The organism is Pandoraea norimbergensis, from assembly GCF_001465545.3.
GTDB lineage: Bacteria > Pseudomonadota > Gammaproteobacteria > Burkholderiales > Burkholderiaceae > Pandoraea > Pandoraea norimbergensis.
On sequence record NZ_CP013480.3, the window covers coordinates 5,724,109 to 5,739,215 of the forward strand.

Below are 15,107 nucleotides of genomic sequence, written 5' to 3' on the forward strand. Positions count from 1 at the left end.
AGCCACCCGCGTTGCGCGGTGGCTGGCCCTCGCACCTGCCCGCATCCGCTCCCGGCTCAAACCGGCTCAGACCGGCTCAGACCGGATTAGGCATGTCGAAGAATTTGTGTTCGAGGCCGAAGCGTTCGGCGACATGTTCGCCAACGGCTCTCGCCCCGCCGCGCTCCGTGGCGTGGTGCCCCGCGGCCAGATAGCCGACGCCGCTCTCGTGCGCGAGGTGAGTGGTCGGTTCGGACACTTCACCGCTGATGTAGACGTCCGCCCCCGTGGCGATGGCCGCCTCGAAGAAGCCCTGCGCGCCACCCGTGCACCATGCGACGCGTCGGACCACGCGATCGGGTTCGCCCAGCATGAGCGGCGTGCGGCCCAGTGTCGCTTCGACATGGGCGGCGAGTTCGGCCAAGGTCGTGGGCTGCGCGGGCCTGCCGAGCCATCCGAGCTGATCGGGGCCGAAACGCCCGCCATCGTCGGCGAATCCCAGCAGTTTGCCCAGTTGCGCGTTGTTGCCCAACTCGGGGTGCGCGTCGAGCGGCAGGTGGAAGGCGAACAGGTTGATGTCGTTGCCGATCAGTAAGCCAAGGCGTCGGCGTTTCATCCCCACAACACGGGCATCTTCGTTCTTCCAGAAGTAGCCGTGATGGACGATGACCGCGTCGGCGCCCCAGTCACGCGCCGCTACAAGAAACGCCAGGCTGGCGGTCACGCCGCTGGCGATTTTGCGGATCTCATCGCGCCCTTCAACCTGTAGGCCGTTGGGGCAGTAATCGCGAAATTGCGCGATTTGCAGGGTATCGTTCAGATACAATTCGAGTTCAACACGATTCATATAAGGTCTCGCTCTTTCATGCTCAGACGCTTCTGGCTACTGTTCGCGCAAGCGGTCACCGTGCTGCTTGCGTTGCTCTTCATCATTGCCACGCTCAAGCCGCAGTGGTTGCAACGCCAGGGTTCGTTCGGCAAACAGTTGGCCAACCCGATCATCGCCCTTCAGGAAGTCGCCCCCAGCCTGTCGGACAAGCCGGCTACCGGCTCTTACGCCGACGGCGCGCAAAAGGCCATGCCCGCGGTCGTCAGCATTTTTTCCAGCAAGGAACAAAAGCAGAATCGCGACCCGCGCCTTGATGATCCGCTGTTCCGTTACTTCTTCGGCGACGGCGGCGGCACGGTGCGGCAAGACCCGGTCTCGAGCCTCGGCTCGGGCGTGATCGTCAGCAGTGAGGGCTATATTCTCACGAATCATCACGTGGTGGACGGCGCCGACGAGATCGAAGTCGCCCTCGCCGATGGCCGCAAAGCCCGCGCGAAACTCGTCGGCAGCGACCCCGAGACCGACCTCGCCGTGCTCAAGATCACGCTGGACAACCTGCCCGCCATCACGCTCGGCCGCATGGATCAGGTGCGCGTCGGCGATGTGGTGCTGGCCATCGGGAACCCGTTCGGCGTCGGCCAGACGGTGACGATGGGCATCATCAGCGCGCTCGGCCGGAACCACCTCGACATCAGCACCTTCGAGAACTTCATCCAGACAGATGCGGCGATCAACCCCGGCAACTCGGGTGGCGCGCTGGTCGACGTGAACGGCAATCTGCTCGGCATCAACACGGCGATCTACTCACGCAGCGGCGGCAACATGGGGATCGGCTTCGCCATTCCGGTGTCAACGGCGCGCACGGTGCTCGAGAGCATCATCACCAGCGGTACGGTCACGCGTGGCTGGGTCGGTGTGGAACCGCAGGACATCACGTCCGATATCGCTGAATCGTTTGGCTTGCAGCAGGACTCGGGCGTGATCATCGCCGGTGTCGTGCAAGGCGGGCCAGCGGACAAGGCTGGCGTGCAACCGGGCGACATACTGACCAAGGTCAACGACGAGTCGATCCGCGACACGACCGAACTGCTCAACGTGATCGCGCAGATCAAGCCGGGTACGCAGGCGAAGATCCACGTCACGCGCAAGAAGAAGGATATGGACCTGACCGTGACCATCGGCAAGCGTCCGCCGCCGCCCAAGCGCCCTGCGCAGGACGACGACGACAGCAACGACGAGAACGGCGCCGACTGACGGCAAGCTGGGGCTCACGCTCCGGTGTCGGAACTACAAAACGGCTGCGCTTCGGCGCGGCCGTTTTTGTTTCGCCGACGCGTTTGGCCGACGCGTCTGTCCGCCGCGTTTTGCATCGCCACGGGCTTCGCACCGGATTGCCATGGGCAATAAAAAAGCACGGGACGCAGCCCGTGCTTTCTTTATTACTCGTGGTGACTCACAACTTCGTCACGTCGTTATGTCGTTATGTCGTTATGTCGCTACGCCGTCACGTCGTTACGGCGTCGCCTGCCCGTTCTCTTTCTCTTCGTTCGTGTGTCCTTGCTTGACGAAGATCCGTGCCGCAATCAGGCCGAGTTCGTAGAGGATACAGAGCGGAATGGCAAGCATCAGCTGCGAGAGCATGTCCGGCGGCGTCACTACGGCGGCGAGCACGAAGGCACCGACGATCACGTACGGGCGAATCTGCTTGAGCTTCTCGATGCTCACGACACCCATGCGCGCGAGCACCACCACGACCACCGGCACTTCGAAGGTCACCCCGAAGCATAGGAACATGGTCAGGACAAAACTCACGTAATTGTCGATATCGGTATTCATCTCCGCGCCCAGCGGCGCGTTGTAATGCGCCATGAAGTGGAACACGGTCGGGAACACCAGGAAGTACGCGAACGCCATGCCGATCAGGAACAGCGAGTAACTGCTCACTACCAGCGGAAATACCAGCTTCTTCTCGTGCTGATACAGCCCCGGCGCAACGAATGCCCAGGCCTGATACAGCACGATGGGGAGCGCAATCACGAACGCGACCATCATCGTGACTTTCATCGGCACGAAGAACGATCCGGTGATGTCCGTGACAATCATCTTGCCGCCGGCGGGCAGCGATTGCGTCAACGGGCGCGAGAGCAGACGGAAGATATCCGGCGCCCAATAGACCAGCGAGAGGAACACCACGATCACCGCCGCGCCCGCGCGAATGATGCGGTTGCGCAGCTCGATCAGGTGCGAGATGAAAGTCTCTTCGGTGCCCCCGTCAGGGGTTTGCTTGTCGTCGCTCACGTCGACTTATCCAGGAATGAGGCCGGTACGGCGCAAGGTGGCGGAAATAAGGTGCGCACGCGCCTCAGAAGAACTTGACGGGACGGCGCAGCTTGGCCGGCGTATGCCGCGCGACCCGCGCCGCACCTGACTGCACTTTCGTGCGCGTGGCGCTGGCCTGCTTGAACCACACCGGCGTTGCATTGCGGCGCACGCGCCAGTTGCGGCGCTTGGTCGACGCACGAATGCCGGACGTGACGACCGGCTCGGCGAGGTAGCTGTCGGAGTAGCCGGTCGCGGCATCGGTGCCACCTCCGGCAATCTCGCTGCTCGACGTGCCCGTGGCGCTTGCCCAGGCCTCGTTGAGCGAGGACTCCTGCTCATTCAGATGTTTCTGAACCGTGCTCTGGGCGCTGCGTGCCGCGTTCTCGAACTCGCTTCGCATGTTGCGAAGTTCGTCGAGCTCCATCTCGCGGCCCACCTCGGCCTTCACATCGTTGATGTAACGCTGGGCGCGGCCAAACAGCGCGCCCGCCGTGCGTGCCACCTTCGGCAGACGCTCGGGACCGATCACGACCAGCGCCACAACGCCGATCAACATCAGTTTGGAAAGGCCGAGATCGATCATGTCGACGCCGACTTAGCCTTGCTTGTTGTTGCTCGCGTCCTTGGCCTGCACGTCGATGGTCGTCGAGTCGCGCAGTTCCTTGGCCGTCATCGGGTCTTCCTTGGCGGCCGGGGCGCTTTCGCCTTCCTTCATGCCGTCCTTGAAGCCCTTGACTGCACCGCCCAGATCGCTGCCCATGTTACGCAGCTTCTTGGTGCCAAAAACCATCATCACGATCACCAGCACGATCAGCCAGTGCCAAATACTCAACGAACCCATGACCACTCTCCTTGCGTGATTCGCCCCGGCCGACTTGCGGCGAGGGTCTTATCGGACAACCCCGTCCGATGCATTGTATTTGCCCGTGTGAGCGCCGCAATGTGCCCCATTGTGGCACATCGGGCGTCACGTCCAGCATCGTAACCGTGTCGGACGCCGGGTAGAAATAAATGTTTCGTGAAACCTTTCCCGATGCGGCACTAGCGCACCGTGAACCGGCGACCTGCGGCAATCTTCCGCATCCCGCCGATGCTTCACGTCATTTGCCTCACATGCGCTTCCACGGCCGCGGGCCCGCCAGAATATGCATGTGAAGATGATAAACCTCTTGTCCGCCGCCCGGGCCGTTGTTCACGACCACCCGGAAGCCGTTGCCGTCGACGTTCTCAGGGTCGCCGTCGTAGGCGTAACCCTGCTCGGCAGCGAGCTTCGGCGCGAGCAGCAGCATCTTGCCGAGCAATGCCTGATCTTCCGGCTGCGCATCCTGCAACGTAGCGATGTGCTTGCGCGGCACCATGAGCAAGTGCAGGTCGGCGGCCGGATTGATGTCCTTGAACACAATCACGTCGTCATCGGCATACACCTGTGTGCTCGGAATTTGCCCGGCGACGATTTTGCAGAAGATACAGTTGTCGTGCGTCATGCGGATGTCTTCCTCTCCAATGTCTCAAAGGGAGTAACCCAAAGGGAGTGACCCAAATCGACGGCCTCGATCAAACGGGGCCGCCTGCGTCAGCGATCAGGTGCGCGCCGCGTACATGGGCTTGTTGTCGTTCAGGTACAGCCAGCCCTTCACGATCCGGTACAGCGTCCAGATGCCGAGCACCCAGAGAATCGCGAAACCGACCATCACCACCGCCAACGCCACGCCCAACACGCCCCACAGCACCGACCACCAGAAGGTGCGGATCTGCCACGTGAAGTGCGACGCGTAGAGCGTGCCGACAGCATCGTCACGCTTGATGTAGTTGATGATGATCGCCACGATGGCCGTCACGCCGCCGGTGAGCCAAAACAGGGCGTACAGGGCGTAGAGCACGTGCGTGAGCTTGCGCAGCGCGCGCTCTTGCTCGGTCGTGGGCGGATTGACGACGTAAGGGTTGCCGGGGTTGCCGGTGCTGCCGGAAGGGTTGGTCGTACCGGGGGTCTGCGGATCGTTCATGGATGGTCTCCCTCGCGTCTGCCGGCGTGATGCGCCGGCATGTCGAATCGGTACAGTGTGTGCGGCGCTCGGTGCAGGTGTGCCGGCGTGCAGGCAGTCGATGCCGGCGCGCCAGACGGCCCCATATCAGTCGGCGTGTTCGCCGCGCGTGCCCCGCTGGGCCTTTTCCGTCAGCCCCGAGAGGCCTTCACGGCGTGCCAGCTCGGCGAGTACTTCGTCCGGGCTCAGGTCGTGGTGCGCGAGCAGCACCATGCAGTGGAACCACAGGTCGGCGGTCTCGTTGACCAGCTTCTGGCGCAGATTGTCTGCGCCGCCGATGCGGATGTCCTTGGCGGCGAGCACCACTTCGGTGGCTTCTTCGCCGATCTTCTTGCAAATCGCGTCGTCACCCTTGTGGAACAGGCGCGCAACGTACGATTTATCCGGATCGCCGCCACGACGCGAGGCGATCACTTCGGCAACACGCGCAAGCGTATCGTTCATGGTGCTCACTTATAGATCTTGTGCGGGTCTTTGAGCACCGGCTCGACGGTGGCCCATTGGCCGTCGTCGACAGTGCCCTCGAACTTCTGGAAGAAACAGGAATGGCGGCCGGTATGGCACGCAATGCCGTCGATCTGCTCGACCTTGAGCAGCACCACGTCTTCGTCGCAGTCGAGGCGAATCTCGTGCACTTTCTGCACGTGGCCCGACTCTTCGCCCTTGTGCCACAGGCGTTTGCGCGAGCGCGAGTAGTAGACGGCCTCGCGGGTCTCGACCGTGCGCGCGAGCGCTTCACGATTCATCCACGCGAACATCAGCACGTCGTTACTGCCGACTTCCTGCGCGATCACGGGCACGAGGCCCTGAGCGTCCCAACTTACCTTGTCCAGCCAGTCTTGCGTCATGATCCGTTGATTCCCGTTCAGAGCCGCACCGAAATGCCCTTGTCGGCCATGAAGCGCTTGGCTTCGCCGACGGTGTGCTCGCCGTAATGGAAGATGCTGGCGGCGAGGACGGCATCGGCATGGCCTTGCGTCACGCCGTTGGCCAGATCGGCCAGCGAACCCACGCCGCCCGAGGCGATCACGGGGATGCTCACGGCGTCCGACACGGCGCGCGTGAGCGCCAGATCGAAGCCGCTCTTGGTGCCGTCGCGGTCCATGCTGGTGAGCAGGATCTCGCCCGCGCCCAGCTCGGCGATCTTCTTCGCCCAGGCCACGACATCGAGGCCGGTGGCTTTGCGGCCGCCATGCGTGAAGACTTCCCAGCGCGGCGTTTCGCCGTCCGCCGAGACGCGCTTGGCGTCGATCGCCACAACGATGCACTGCGCACCGTGCTTGGCCGACGCATCGGCGATCAGTTGCGGATTCGCCACAGCCGACGAATTCATGCTGACCTTGTCGGCGCCGGCGTTGAGCAGCCGGCGCACGTCGGCGACTTCGCGCACGCCGCCACCCACCGTCAACGGAATGAACACCTGCGCCGCCACCGATTCGATGATCGGCAGAATCAGGTCGCGCCCGTCGGAGGTGGCCGTGATGTCGAGAAACGTCAGTTCGTCGGCACCCTGCTCGTCATAGCGGCGGGCAATTTCGACGGGGTCGCCCGCGTCGCGCAGTTCGACAAAATTGACACCCTTGACCACTCGGCCAGCCGTCACGTCCAGGCACGGGATGATGCGTTTAGCGAGAGCCATGATGTTGGCACACGAGACGGCCGCAGCCGTGAGCTCGCTTATGCCGCTCCTTGGGAAAGCTCGTCTGCACGCGTTTGCGCCGACGAGAAATTCAGGTCGCCCGAGTAGATCGCGCGACCGCAGATGACGCCTTCGACGCCCTCGTTCTGCACGTCGCACAGCGCGTCGATGTCACCCAGGTTGGACAGACCGCCGCTGGCGATCACCGGCACCGTCACGGCCTGCGCGAGGCGCACGGTCGCTTCGATGTTGATGCCTTGCAGCATGCCGTCACGGCCGATGTCGGTGTAGATGATCGACTCGATGCCGTAGTCTTCGAACTTGCGCGCGAGATCCACGACTTCGTGACCGCTCAGCTTGCTCCATCCATCGGTCGCCACTTTGCCGTCCTTGGCATCGAGACCCACGATGATGTGCCCGCCGAAGGCGCTGCAAGCGTCCTTCAGGAAGCCGGGGTCCTTCACCGCCGCCGTGCCGATGATCACGTACGACAGACCGTCGTCGAGATAGCGCTCGATGGTGTTGAGGTCGCGAATACCGCCGCCCAGCTGCACGGGGATGTCTGCGCCCACTTCCTGAATGATGGAGCGGATGGCAGCCTCGTTACGCGGCTTGCCAACGAATGCGCCGTTCAAGTCCACCAGATGGAGGCGGCGTGCACCCTGCTCGACCCAATGTCGGGCCATGGCAGCGGGGTCCTCCGAGAAAACAGTGGCTTGATCCATGTCGCCTTGTTTAAGGCGTACACATTGACCGTCTTTAAGGTCGATGGCCGGGATGAGCAGCATAGGCAATCGTGAAACGTCGCTAGTGGGAAGTAAAAGGAATTCGCGTAAAACGCGGACAACGCAAAACCGATCCCTGCCCTGCAAGGCGCCGGCACGTCGGGATCGGATTATTCAACATGACACAGTATAAGCTGGCTCAGCCGGCAGGCCCGGGCACCGAAGCGCCGCACGGGTCCCGCTCAGGCGGGTTAAGGTTTCCACTGTGCAAAATTGCGGTAAAGCGCAAGCCCTGCGTGGGCGCTCTTTTCCGGGTGGAACTGGGTGGCAAAGATATTATCTTGGGCCACTGCACAGGTAAAGGGCACCCCATAGACCGTCTCGCCCGCCGTCAGTTCGGCGCTGGCGGGGACGACGTAGTAACTGTGCACGAAATAAAAGTAGCTGTCGTCGGGCACACCGGCCCAGATCGGGTGAGCCCGTGACTGACGCACGCGGTTCCAGCCCATCTGCGGCACCTTGAAGCGCGAACCGTCGTCTTGCAACTGGCCTTCCAGATCGAAGCGCACCACACGGCCCGGCAGCAGGCCGAGCGCGGGCGTGTTGCCCTCGTCGGAAATGTCGAACAGCATCTGCTCGCCCACGCACACGCCGAACATCGGCTTGGTGGCGGCGGCCTCGACAACGGCTTCACGCAGGCCCGACTCGTTCAGGCAGCCCATGCAGTCGCGCATGGCGCCCTGACCCGGCAGCACCACGCGGTCGGCGGCGCGAATCTCGGCGGCGTCGCTGCTGATGCTCACGTCGGCCTCCGGCGCAGCAGCACGCAGCGCCTGATAGACCGAGCGCAGGTTGCCCATTCCGTAGTCGACAATCGCAATCTTATTCATCTCAAACCCGGCAGCAGTATTTTCAAACCATCGATAATGAATTCCACGGCCAGCGCCGAGAGGATCAACCCCATCAGGCGCGTGCCGATGTTGATACCCGTGCGGCCCAGCCAGCCCTCGATCCGCCCGGCACTGCGCAACGCCACCCAGCACACCGCGCCCACACCCACGCCAATCGCCATGAGCGCCAGAATCTGCGTCCACCCGGCAGCACGGCCCGAGTAAATGATCACGGTACTGATCGTGCCCGGCCCCGTGAGCAACGGAATGGCCAGCGGCACCACGGCGATATTCGGCCGCTCTTCCGCTTCATGACGCTCTTCGGCGGTTGCGCGCGTGTTGCCGGTCTGCGCGTTGATCATGTTCACTGCCATGAGCAGCATGATCACCCCGCCGCCGACTTCGAGCGACGCAATCGAAATGCCGAAAAAGCGGATGATGTGCTCGCCGAACAGGCCCGAGCCCGCCACCACCAGCGCCACCGCAATCGCCGCCACATTGATCGTATGGCGTTTCTCTTCGCGCGTCTGCGTGGACGTGAGGCTGATGAACAGCGGGATCGCCCCCAACGGGTTGATCAGGGCCAGCAGCGAAATAAAGAACTTGAAGGCGTCGAGCGTCATCGTGGGCACGCGGCGCCGGCATTCCGCCGGGGCAAAGAATCGTCGCAGGGGCCGCCAGCCATCCGGGCCGGCGGGCTATCTCGCTGGCTCGCTTACAGGCTGCCCTTCGTGGACGGCACGACACCCGCCGCACGCGGATCGATCTCGACCGCCATGCGCAGCGCGCGTCCGAACGCCTTGAACACCGTTTCGCACTGGTGGTGGGCGTTGATGCCGCGCAGGTTGTCGATATGCAGCGTCACGCCGGCATGATTGACAAAGCCACGGAAGAATTCGATGGTCAGGTCGACGTCGAAGCTACCCACGCGCGCACGCGTGAATGGCACATGAAATTCGAGACCCGGACGTCCGGAGAAGTCGATCACCACGCGCGAGAGCGCTTCGTCGAGGGGCACATAGCTGTGGCCGTAGCGCACGAGGCCCTTCTTGTCGCCCACGGCCTTGGCCACGGCCATGCCCAGCGTGATGCCGACGTCTTCCACCGTGTGGTGGTCGTCGATGAACGTGTCGCCCTTGGCCTCGACTTCCATGTCGATGAGGCCATGACGCGCGATCTGGTCGAGCATGTGGTCCAGAAACGGTACGCCGGTGTCGAGCGTCTTCCGGCCGGTGCCGTCCAGATCGATCTTGACGCGTATTTGCGTTTCGCTGGTATCGCGAACGACTTCCGCAATGCGCATGATGGTGAGTTCTCGTCTTGTAGCTTGTTAGAGTGATGCGGCCAAGGCTTCGACCATCGCCGCATTCTCCGTGGGGGTGCCGACCGTCAAGCGCAGGCAATTGGCCAGCAATACGTGCATTTTACCCACGTTTTTGATCAACACCTTGCGTGCGAGCAGGCCCGCGAAGGATTTGTCGGCATCCGGCACCCGCACGAGCAGAAAATTCGCGTCGCTCGGGTACACCGTCACCCCGGGCAGCGCCGCCACGGCAGCCGCCAGCCGGCTGCGTTCGGCCCGCAATTCGGCCGCCTGCGCATCGAGCACGTCGAGGTGATCGAGCATGAATTCGGCGCACGCCTGCGTGAGCACATTCACGTTGTACGGCGGACGCACTTTATCGAACTGGTCGAGCCATTCCGCACTCCCCGCCAGATACCCCAGCCGGATCCCGGCCAGCCCCAGCTTCGAAACCGTGCGCATGACCACGACGTTCGGGAAATCCGCCAGACGCGGCATCCACGTCTTGCCCGCAAACGGCTGGTAAGCCTCGTCGATGACCACGAGGCCACCGCTGGCGGCGCGCACCAGCGTCTCGATCTCGTCGTCGGCAAACAGGTTGCCGGTCGGGTTGTTCGGGTAAGCCAGATACACCACCGCGCCCGGATGCGCCGCAATGGCGTTCAGCATGGCCGGCATGTCGAGCGAGAAGTCGGCCTTCAGCGGCACGCCCACGAACTCGATGCCCGCAAAACGCGACGACATCTCGTACATCACGAAACCCGGCATCGGCGCGATCACTGCTGCGCCCGGCCGGGCTGTGGCCGCCGCGATCATGCTGATGATTTCGTCCGATCCGTTGCCCAGCAACAGCTTCGCCCCTGCTGGCACGCCCATCGCATGCGAGAGCTTGGCGAGCAGCGCTGCGGGGCGCGGCGCCGGATAGCGATTGAGCGCCACCTCGGCCAGACGATGACCCAGCGCGGTGCGCAGGGCTTCGGGCAGGCCGTAGGGGTTCTCCATCGCGTCGAGCTTCAGCAGGCCGCTGGCATCGGGTACGGGATAAGTGCTCATGGCGAGCACTTCGGGGCGAATCACTTGATCGACAGACATGAGGGTCGGACCACCTGAATGGATAACGCGCGAATCGGTTTGAAGGTCTGAAGCGGGTGAATCTACGAAGTCTACGAGCGCTACAAAGCCGGCAGCGGCAAATCAGTTGAAAGCGAACGTCAGCAGTCCGGCATCGGCCCCGTCGATCTTGACGGTGCAGCGGCGCCCGGTCTCCACGCTGCCGAGCGCATCGGTGATGCGCTGCACGCGCACGCCGGTTTGCCACGACAGCGCCTGCGCCACGGCCGGGCTCACGCGCGCAGGCGATTCCTCGGCTTCGCAACGCATGGCCACCAGCCGGTTGCCCACGCGGCCGAACACACCGTGCGCGACTTCGTCGTCGGTGCCGCGCAGGGCCGTCTTGCCATCCAGACGCAGCACGTAGACGTCGTTATCGAACGCCTGCCGGCGCACGCAGACGGTCATACGCTCGACGGACGCGCCTTCGAACGTGGCGTGCTGGCAATAATTACCGGCAGCATGCGCCGCTGAACTTGCCGCAGCACCCAGCGCAAACAGCGCGGCAACACGCACAACAAAGCGCATGACGAAACGCACGGCGGCACGCCGCCCGGCCAGCACGGGGCGGGCAGGCAGCATGACTGACGATAAAGGGGATTGGGCGAGCGATGCGCGAGCCCGACGCCGGGACGTAGCCGGCGCCGAAGCGATTTGCGCGGCGGGCCACAGGGCGTCGTCGCGCATGTCAGGACTCGTGATGCAGACGGAATTCGGCGCTGCGAGCGTGCGCTTGCAAGCCCTCGCCGTAGGCCAGTTCGGCAGCGATTTCGCCGAGCATGCGGGCACCGCCTTCGCTCACTTCGATCAGGCTCGAGCGCTTGATGAAATCGTACACACCCAGCGGCGACGAGAAGCGTGCCGTGCGCGAGGTCGGCAGGACGTGGTTCGGGCCGGCGCAGTAATCGCCCAGGCTTTCGCTCGTGAACTTGCCGAGGAAAATCGCACCGGCGTGGCGAATCTTGTCGCCCCACTGCTGCGCGTTTTCCGTCGAGATCTCAAGGTGTTCCGGCGCGATCACGTTGGCGATCTCGCAGGCTTCGTTCATGTCACGCACCTTGACCAGTGCACCACGGCCTTGCAGCGACGCCGCAATCACGTCACGGCGCGGCATCTCGTCGATCTGACGCTCCATCGACTGGTGCACGCGGGCAAGATACGCCGCATCCGGGCACAGCAGAATCGACTGCGCGAGTTCGTCGTGCTCGGCTTGCGAGAACAGGTCCATCGCCACCCAGTCCGGGTCGGTCGTGCCGTCGCAGATCACGAGGATTTCCGACGGGCCGGCGATCATGTCGATGCCGACGGTGCCGAACACGCGACGCTTGGCCGCGGCCACGAACGCGTTGCCCGGACCGACGATCTTATCGACCGCCGGCACGGTCTCGGTGCCATACGCCAGTGCGCCGACGGCTTGCGCGCCGCCGATGGTGAACACGCGGTCCACGCCAGCGATATGCGCAGCGGCCAGCACCAGCGGGTTCTGCACGCCATCGGGCGTGGGCACCACCATGATGATTTCCTTCACGCCAGCCACACGTGCGGGAATCGCGTTCATCAGCACCGACGACGGATACGCCGCCTTGCCGCCCGGCACGTAGATGCCCACGCGATCGAGCGGCGTGACCTTCTGGCCGAGCACCGTGCCGTCCGACTCGGTGTACTGCCAGCTATGGCTGCCGCATTCGATGCGTTGCTTCTCGTGATAGGCGCGCACGCGCGCAGCGGCCGCTTCGAGCGCCGCGCGACGCTTGGGCTCCAGACTCTCCAGCGCGGCTTCGAGTGCCGTGGCCGGCAGCTCCAGCGCGCTCATGCCGGAAGCGCTCAGGCGGTCGAACTTGTTGGTGTATTCAATGACGGCTGCATCGCCGCGCGTCTTCACGTCGGCGAGGATCTCGGCAGCCGCGCGGTCGATGGCGGCGTCTTCGCTCGCCTCGAACGCCAGCACGTCGCGAAGCTGCTTCGCGAAGCCGTCGGCAGAGGAATCGAGTTTGCGAATATCGAGTTTCATGCTGTTTGGCGGGAGGCCTGCTCGAAGGCATCCAGAATAGGCTGCAACGACTCGCGCTTCAACTTGAGCGCAGCCTGGTTGATCACGAGGCGGGACGAGATCTCCATGATCTCCTCCACTTCCACCAGATTGTTGGCCCGCAGCGTGCCGCCGGTGCTCACCAGATCGACAATCGCGTCGGCCAGGCCCACCAGCGGGCCCAGTTCCATCGAACCGTACAGCTTGATCAGGTCGACGTGCACGCCCTTGGCCGCAAAGTGCTCGCGTGCGGTCTGCACGTACTTGGTGGCCACCCGCAGGCGGGCGCCCTGACGCACGGCGTTCGCGTAATCGAAGCCCTTCGGTACAGCAACAGACATGCGGCAACGGGCAATGTTCAAATCGATCGGCTGATACAGGCCGCCACCGCCGTGCTCGATCAGCACATCCTTACCGGCCACGCCGAAGTCGGCGGCACCGTATTGCACATACGTCGGCACGTCGGTCGCGCGCACGATGATCACGCGCAGGTTCGGGTCCGTGGTCGGCAGAATCAGCTTGCGCGAGGTCTCCGGATCTTCCGTGACTTCGATACCGGCAGCAGCGAGCAGCGGCAGCGTTTCCGTAAAGATACGCCCTTTCGAAAGCGCCAGCGTCAGCGGTTGGCTGAGCGGCTGGGCAGACTTGGCGGAACTCATGCAATCTCTCCCTGGCGTGCTTGCACACGACGGATTCGCGCGCCCACGGCGCACAACTTGGCCTCGATACGATGATAGCCGCGATCGAGGTGATGAATACGGTCGACGAGCGTGCGGCCATCGGCCGTCAGGCCCGCCACGATCAGGCTGGCGGAGGCGCGCAGGTCGGTTGCCATCACATGCGCGCCCGACAGACGTTCCACGCCCGCAATGCGCGCGGTATTGCCTTCGATGCCAATATTCGCGCCCAGACGCAGCAATTCCTGCACGTGCATGAAGCGGTTCTCGAAGATCGTCTCGACGACCTGCGACGCGCCTTCTGCGATGCAGTTCAGCGCCATGAACTGCGCCTGCATGTCGGTCGGGAACGCCGGATACTCCGACGTCTCAAAACTCACGGCCTGCGCGCGTCGATCCATCGACACACGCAACCAATCCGCACCGGCGCTCACATTCGCGCCGGTCTCGCGCAACTTCGCAATCACGGCGTCCAGCGTGCCCGGCACCACGCGACGCAGCGTGATGTCGCCGCGCGTGGCCACTGCCGCGCACAGGAATGTGCCCGCTTCGATGCGATCGGGCACGACGTCGTGCGTTGCACCATGCAAGCGCGCCACGCCGGTCACGACCAGACGCTCGGTGCCGATGCCTTCGATCTTCGCGCCCATCTTCACGAGCAGGTTCGCCAGATCGGTCACTTCCGGCTCACGCGCGGCATTGGCCAGCACGGTCACGCCGTCGGCCAGCGTGGCCGCCATGAGCAGGTTCTCGGTGCCGGTCACGGTGATCATGTCGGTCACCAGCGTCTCGCCGCGCAGACGCGCCGCTTTCGCCACGATGTCGCCATGCGTGAGCGTGATCTCGGCGCCCATCTTTTGCAGGCCCTTGATGTGCTGATCGACCGGACGCGCCCCAATAGCGCACCCGCCCGGCAGCGACACACGCGCCTCGCCGCAGCGCGCGAGCAACGGCCCGAGCACGAGAATCGACGCCCGCATGGTCTTCACCAGTTCGTACGGGGCGGCCGCCTCGGTGATCTGCGACGCGTCGAGCGTCACCGACTCACCCTCGCGCTCGACCTTCACGCCCATACGAGCGAGCAGCGTCAGCATGGTGCGCACGTCGTGCAGATCGGGGACGTTGCCAAGCACCAGCGGCTCGGCGCTCAGCAGGCTTGCACACAGAATCGGCAGCGCGGCATTCTTCGCGCCAGATACGGTAATTTCTCCCGCCAGCCGCTCGCCACCTTCGATTTCCAGGTGGTCTGCGGCCACACGCTCGCCGGCGGCGGACTCGCCGTTGCCGGCTGCGCCGGCGCTTTCTTGCGTAATCCTCATTGCGCCTGATACTCCGCCGGCGTCAGGGTCTTCATCGACAACGCGTGAATTTCTGCCTTCATGCGATCGCCCAGGGCGGCGTACACCAGTTGATGGCGCGCGATGAGGCGCTTGCCTTCGAACTGCGCGCTCACGATGGTCGCGTAGAAGTGCTGGCCATCGCCTTCAACGGCGACGTGCTCACAAGCCAGTCCGGCTTCGATGTACTGTTTGATTTGTTCTGGGGTGGGCAGCATTTTGCCG

At 63.8% G+C, this 15,107-nt stretch carries 20 protein-coding genes; 1 reads left to right on the top strand and 19 read right to left on the bottom strand.

Features of this window, described 5'->3' with window-relative positions:
- Positions 1-76: 76 nt before the first annotated feature.
- On the bottom strand, positions 77-826 hold the full coding sequence (locus AT302_RS25035) for a Nif3-like dinuclear metal center hexameric protein (RefSeq protein ID WP_058376317.1): 750 nt from the start codon (positions 824-826) through the stop codon (positions 77-79).
- A gap of 18 nt (positions 827-844) precedes the next feature.
- Here AT302_RS25035 and AT302_RS25040 point away from each other — a divergent pair, with 18 nt between their 5' ends.
- Entirely contained in the window at positions 845-2,062 is a 1,218-nt protein-coding gene (locus AT302_RS25040) for a Do family serine endopeptidase (protein WP_058376318.1), read from the top strand.
- 258 nt (positions 2,063-2,320) lie between these two features.
- On the opposite strand, the gene tatC is transcribed toward AT302_RS25040, so the two are convergent.
- The 18 genes from tatC to AT302_RS25130 all read right to left on the bottom strand — a co-directional run bounded on the left by tatC (position 2,321) and on the right by AT302_RS25130 (position 15,100).
- Positions 2,321-3,106, bottom strand: a complete 786-nt coding sequence (gene tatC / locus AT302_RS25045; RefSeq protein ID WP_058376319.1) for a twin-arginine translocase subunit TatC — start codon at positions 3,104-3,106, stop codon at positions 2,321-2,323.
- A gap of 64 nt (positions 3,107-3,170) precedes the next feature.
- The gene (gene tatB / locus AT302_RS25050; protein WP_058376320.1) at positions 3,171-3,713 is read right to left on the bottom strand and encodes a Sec-independent protein translocase protein TatB; all 543 of its coding nucleotides are present in this window, start codon (positions 3,711-3,713) and stop codon (positions 3,171-3,173) included.
- A gap of 12 nt (positions 3,714-3,725) precedes the next feature.
- Positions 3,726-3,971: a Sec-independent protein translocase subunit TatA gene (gene tatA / locus AT302_RS25055; protein ID WP_058376321.1), complete on the bottom strand. Its 246-nt coding sequence runs from the start codon at positions 3,969-3,971 to the stop codon at positions 3,726-3,728.
- 268 nt (positions 3,972-4,239) lie between these two features.
- Positions 4,240-4,614 carry a histidine triad nucleotide-binding protein gene (locus AT302_RS25060; RefSeq protein WP_058376322.1) on the bottom strand — a complete coding sequence of 125 codons (375 nt, stop codon included), beginning with the start codon at positions 4,612-4,614 and terminating at the stop codon, positions 4,240-4,242.
- Positions 4,615-4,710: 96 nt separating this feature from the next.
- Positions 4,711-5,133 carry a DUF4870 family protein gene (locus tag AT302_RS25065; protein WP_237172015.1) on the bottom strand — a complete coding sequence of 141 codons (423 nt, stop codon included), beginning with the start codon at positions 5,131-5,133 and terminating at the stop codon, positions 4,711-4,713.
- Positions 5,134-5,259: 126 nt separating this feature from the next.
- A complete protein-coding gene (locus AT302_RS25070) occupies positions 5,260-5,616 on the bottom strand; it encodes a phosphoribosyl-ATP diphosphatase (protein ID WP_058379937.1) in 357 nt (118 codons plus the stop codon).
- A gap of 5 nt (positions 5,617-5,621) precedes the next feature.
- Positions 5,622-6,020, bottom strand: coding sequence for a phosphoribosyl-AMP cyclohydrolase (hisI, locus tag AT302_RS25075; RefSeq protein ID WP_058376323.1), 399 nt, complete (start codon positions 6,018-6,020; stop codon positions 5,622-5,624).
- A 17-nt stretch (positions 6,021-6,037) separates the two neighbouring features.
- The gene (gene hisF, locus AT302_RS25080) at positions 6,038-6,811 is read right to left on the bottom strand and encodes an imidazole glycerol phosphate synthase subunit HisF (RefSeq protein ID WP_058376324.1); all 774 of its coding nucleotides are present in this window, start codon (positions 6,809-6,811) and stop codon (positions 6,038-6,040) included.
- 38 nt (positions 6,812-6,849) lie between these two features.
- Complete coding sequence (hisA, locus tag AT302_RS25085; RefSeq protein WP_058376325.1) at positions 6,850-7,599, bottom strand: 1-(5-phosphoribosyl)-5-[(5-phosphoribosylamino)methylideneamino]imidazole-4-carboxamide isomerase; 750 nt, start codon at positions 7,597-7,599, stop codon at positions 6,850-6,852.
- 188 nt (positions 7,600-7,787) lie between these two features.
- Positions 7,788-8,426: an imidazole glycerol phosphate synthase subunit HisH gene (hisH, locus tag AT302_RS25090; protein ID WP_058376326.1), complete on the bottom strand. Its 639-nt coding sequence runs from the start codon at positions 8,424-8,426 to the stop codon at positions 7,788-7,790.
- The gene (locus tag AT302_RS25095) at positions 8,423-9,049 is read right to left on the bottom strand and encodes a MarC family protein (protein ID WP_058376327.1); all 627 of its coding nucleotides are present in this window, start codon (positions 9,047-9,049) and stop codon (positions 8,423-8,425) included. Before AT302_RS25095 ends, hisH begins: the two co-directional genes overlap by 4 nt.
- 92 nt (positions 9,050-9,141) lie before the next feature.
- Positions 9,142-9,729 (bottom strand): imidazoleglycerol-phosphate dehydratase HisB, encoded by a 588-nt coding sequence (gene hisB / locus AT302_RS25100; protein WP_058376328.1) that lies wholly within the window; start codon positions 9,727-9,729, stop codon positions 9,142-9,144.
- Positions 9,730-9,756: 27 nt separating this feature from the next.
- Positions 9,757-10,821 carry a histidinol-phosphate transaminase gene (gene hisC / locus AT302_RS25105; RefSeq protein ID WP_058376329.1) on the bottom strand — a complete coding sequence of 355 codons (1,065 nt, stop codon included), beginning with the start codon at positions 10,819-10,821 and terminating at the stop codon, positions 9,757-9,759.
- A 102-nt stretch (positions 10,822-10,923) separates the two neighbouring features.
- On the bottom strand, positions 10,924-11,526 hold the full coding sequence (locus tag AT302_RS25110; RefSeq protein WP_058376330.1) for a hypothetical protein: 603 nt from the start codon (positions 11,524-11,526) through the stop codon (positions 10,924-10,926).
- Position 11,527: 1 nt separating this feature from the next.
- The gene (gene hisD / locus AT302_RS25115; protein WP_058376331.1) at positions 11,528-12,850 is read right to left on the bottom strand and encodes a histidinol dehydrogenase; all 1,323 of its coding nucleotides are present in this window, start codon (positions 12,848-12,850) and stop codon (positions 11,528-11,530) included.
- Positions 12,847-13,527, bottom strand: a complete 681-nt coding sequence (hisG, locus tag AT302_RS25120) for an ATP phosphoribosyltransferase (protein ID WP_058376332.1) — start codon at positions 13,525-13,527, stop codon at positions 12,847-12,849. Before hisG ends, hisD begins: the two co-directional genes overlap by 4 nt.
- The gene (gene murA / locus AT302_RS25125) at positions 13,524-14,864 is read right to left on the bottom strand and encodes a UDP-N-acetylglucosamine 1-carboxyvinyltransferase (protein ID WP_237172016.1); all 1,341 of its coding nucleotides are present in this window, start codon (positions 14,862-14,864) and stop codon (positions 13,524-13,526) included. The genes hisG and murA overlap by 4 nt, the downstream gene beginning before the upstream one ends.
- Entirely contained in the window at positions 14,861-15,100 is a 240-nt protein-coding gene (locus AT302_RS25130) for a BolA family protein (protein ID WP_058376333.1), read from the bottom strand. The genes murA and AT302_RS25130 overlap by 4 nt, the downstream gene beginning before the upstream one ends.
- Positions 15,101-15,107: the final 7 nt, after the last annotated feature.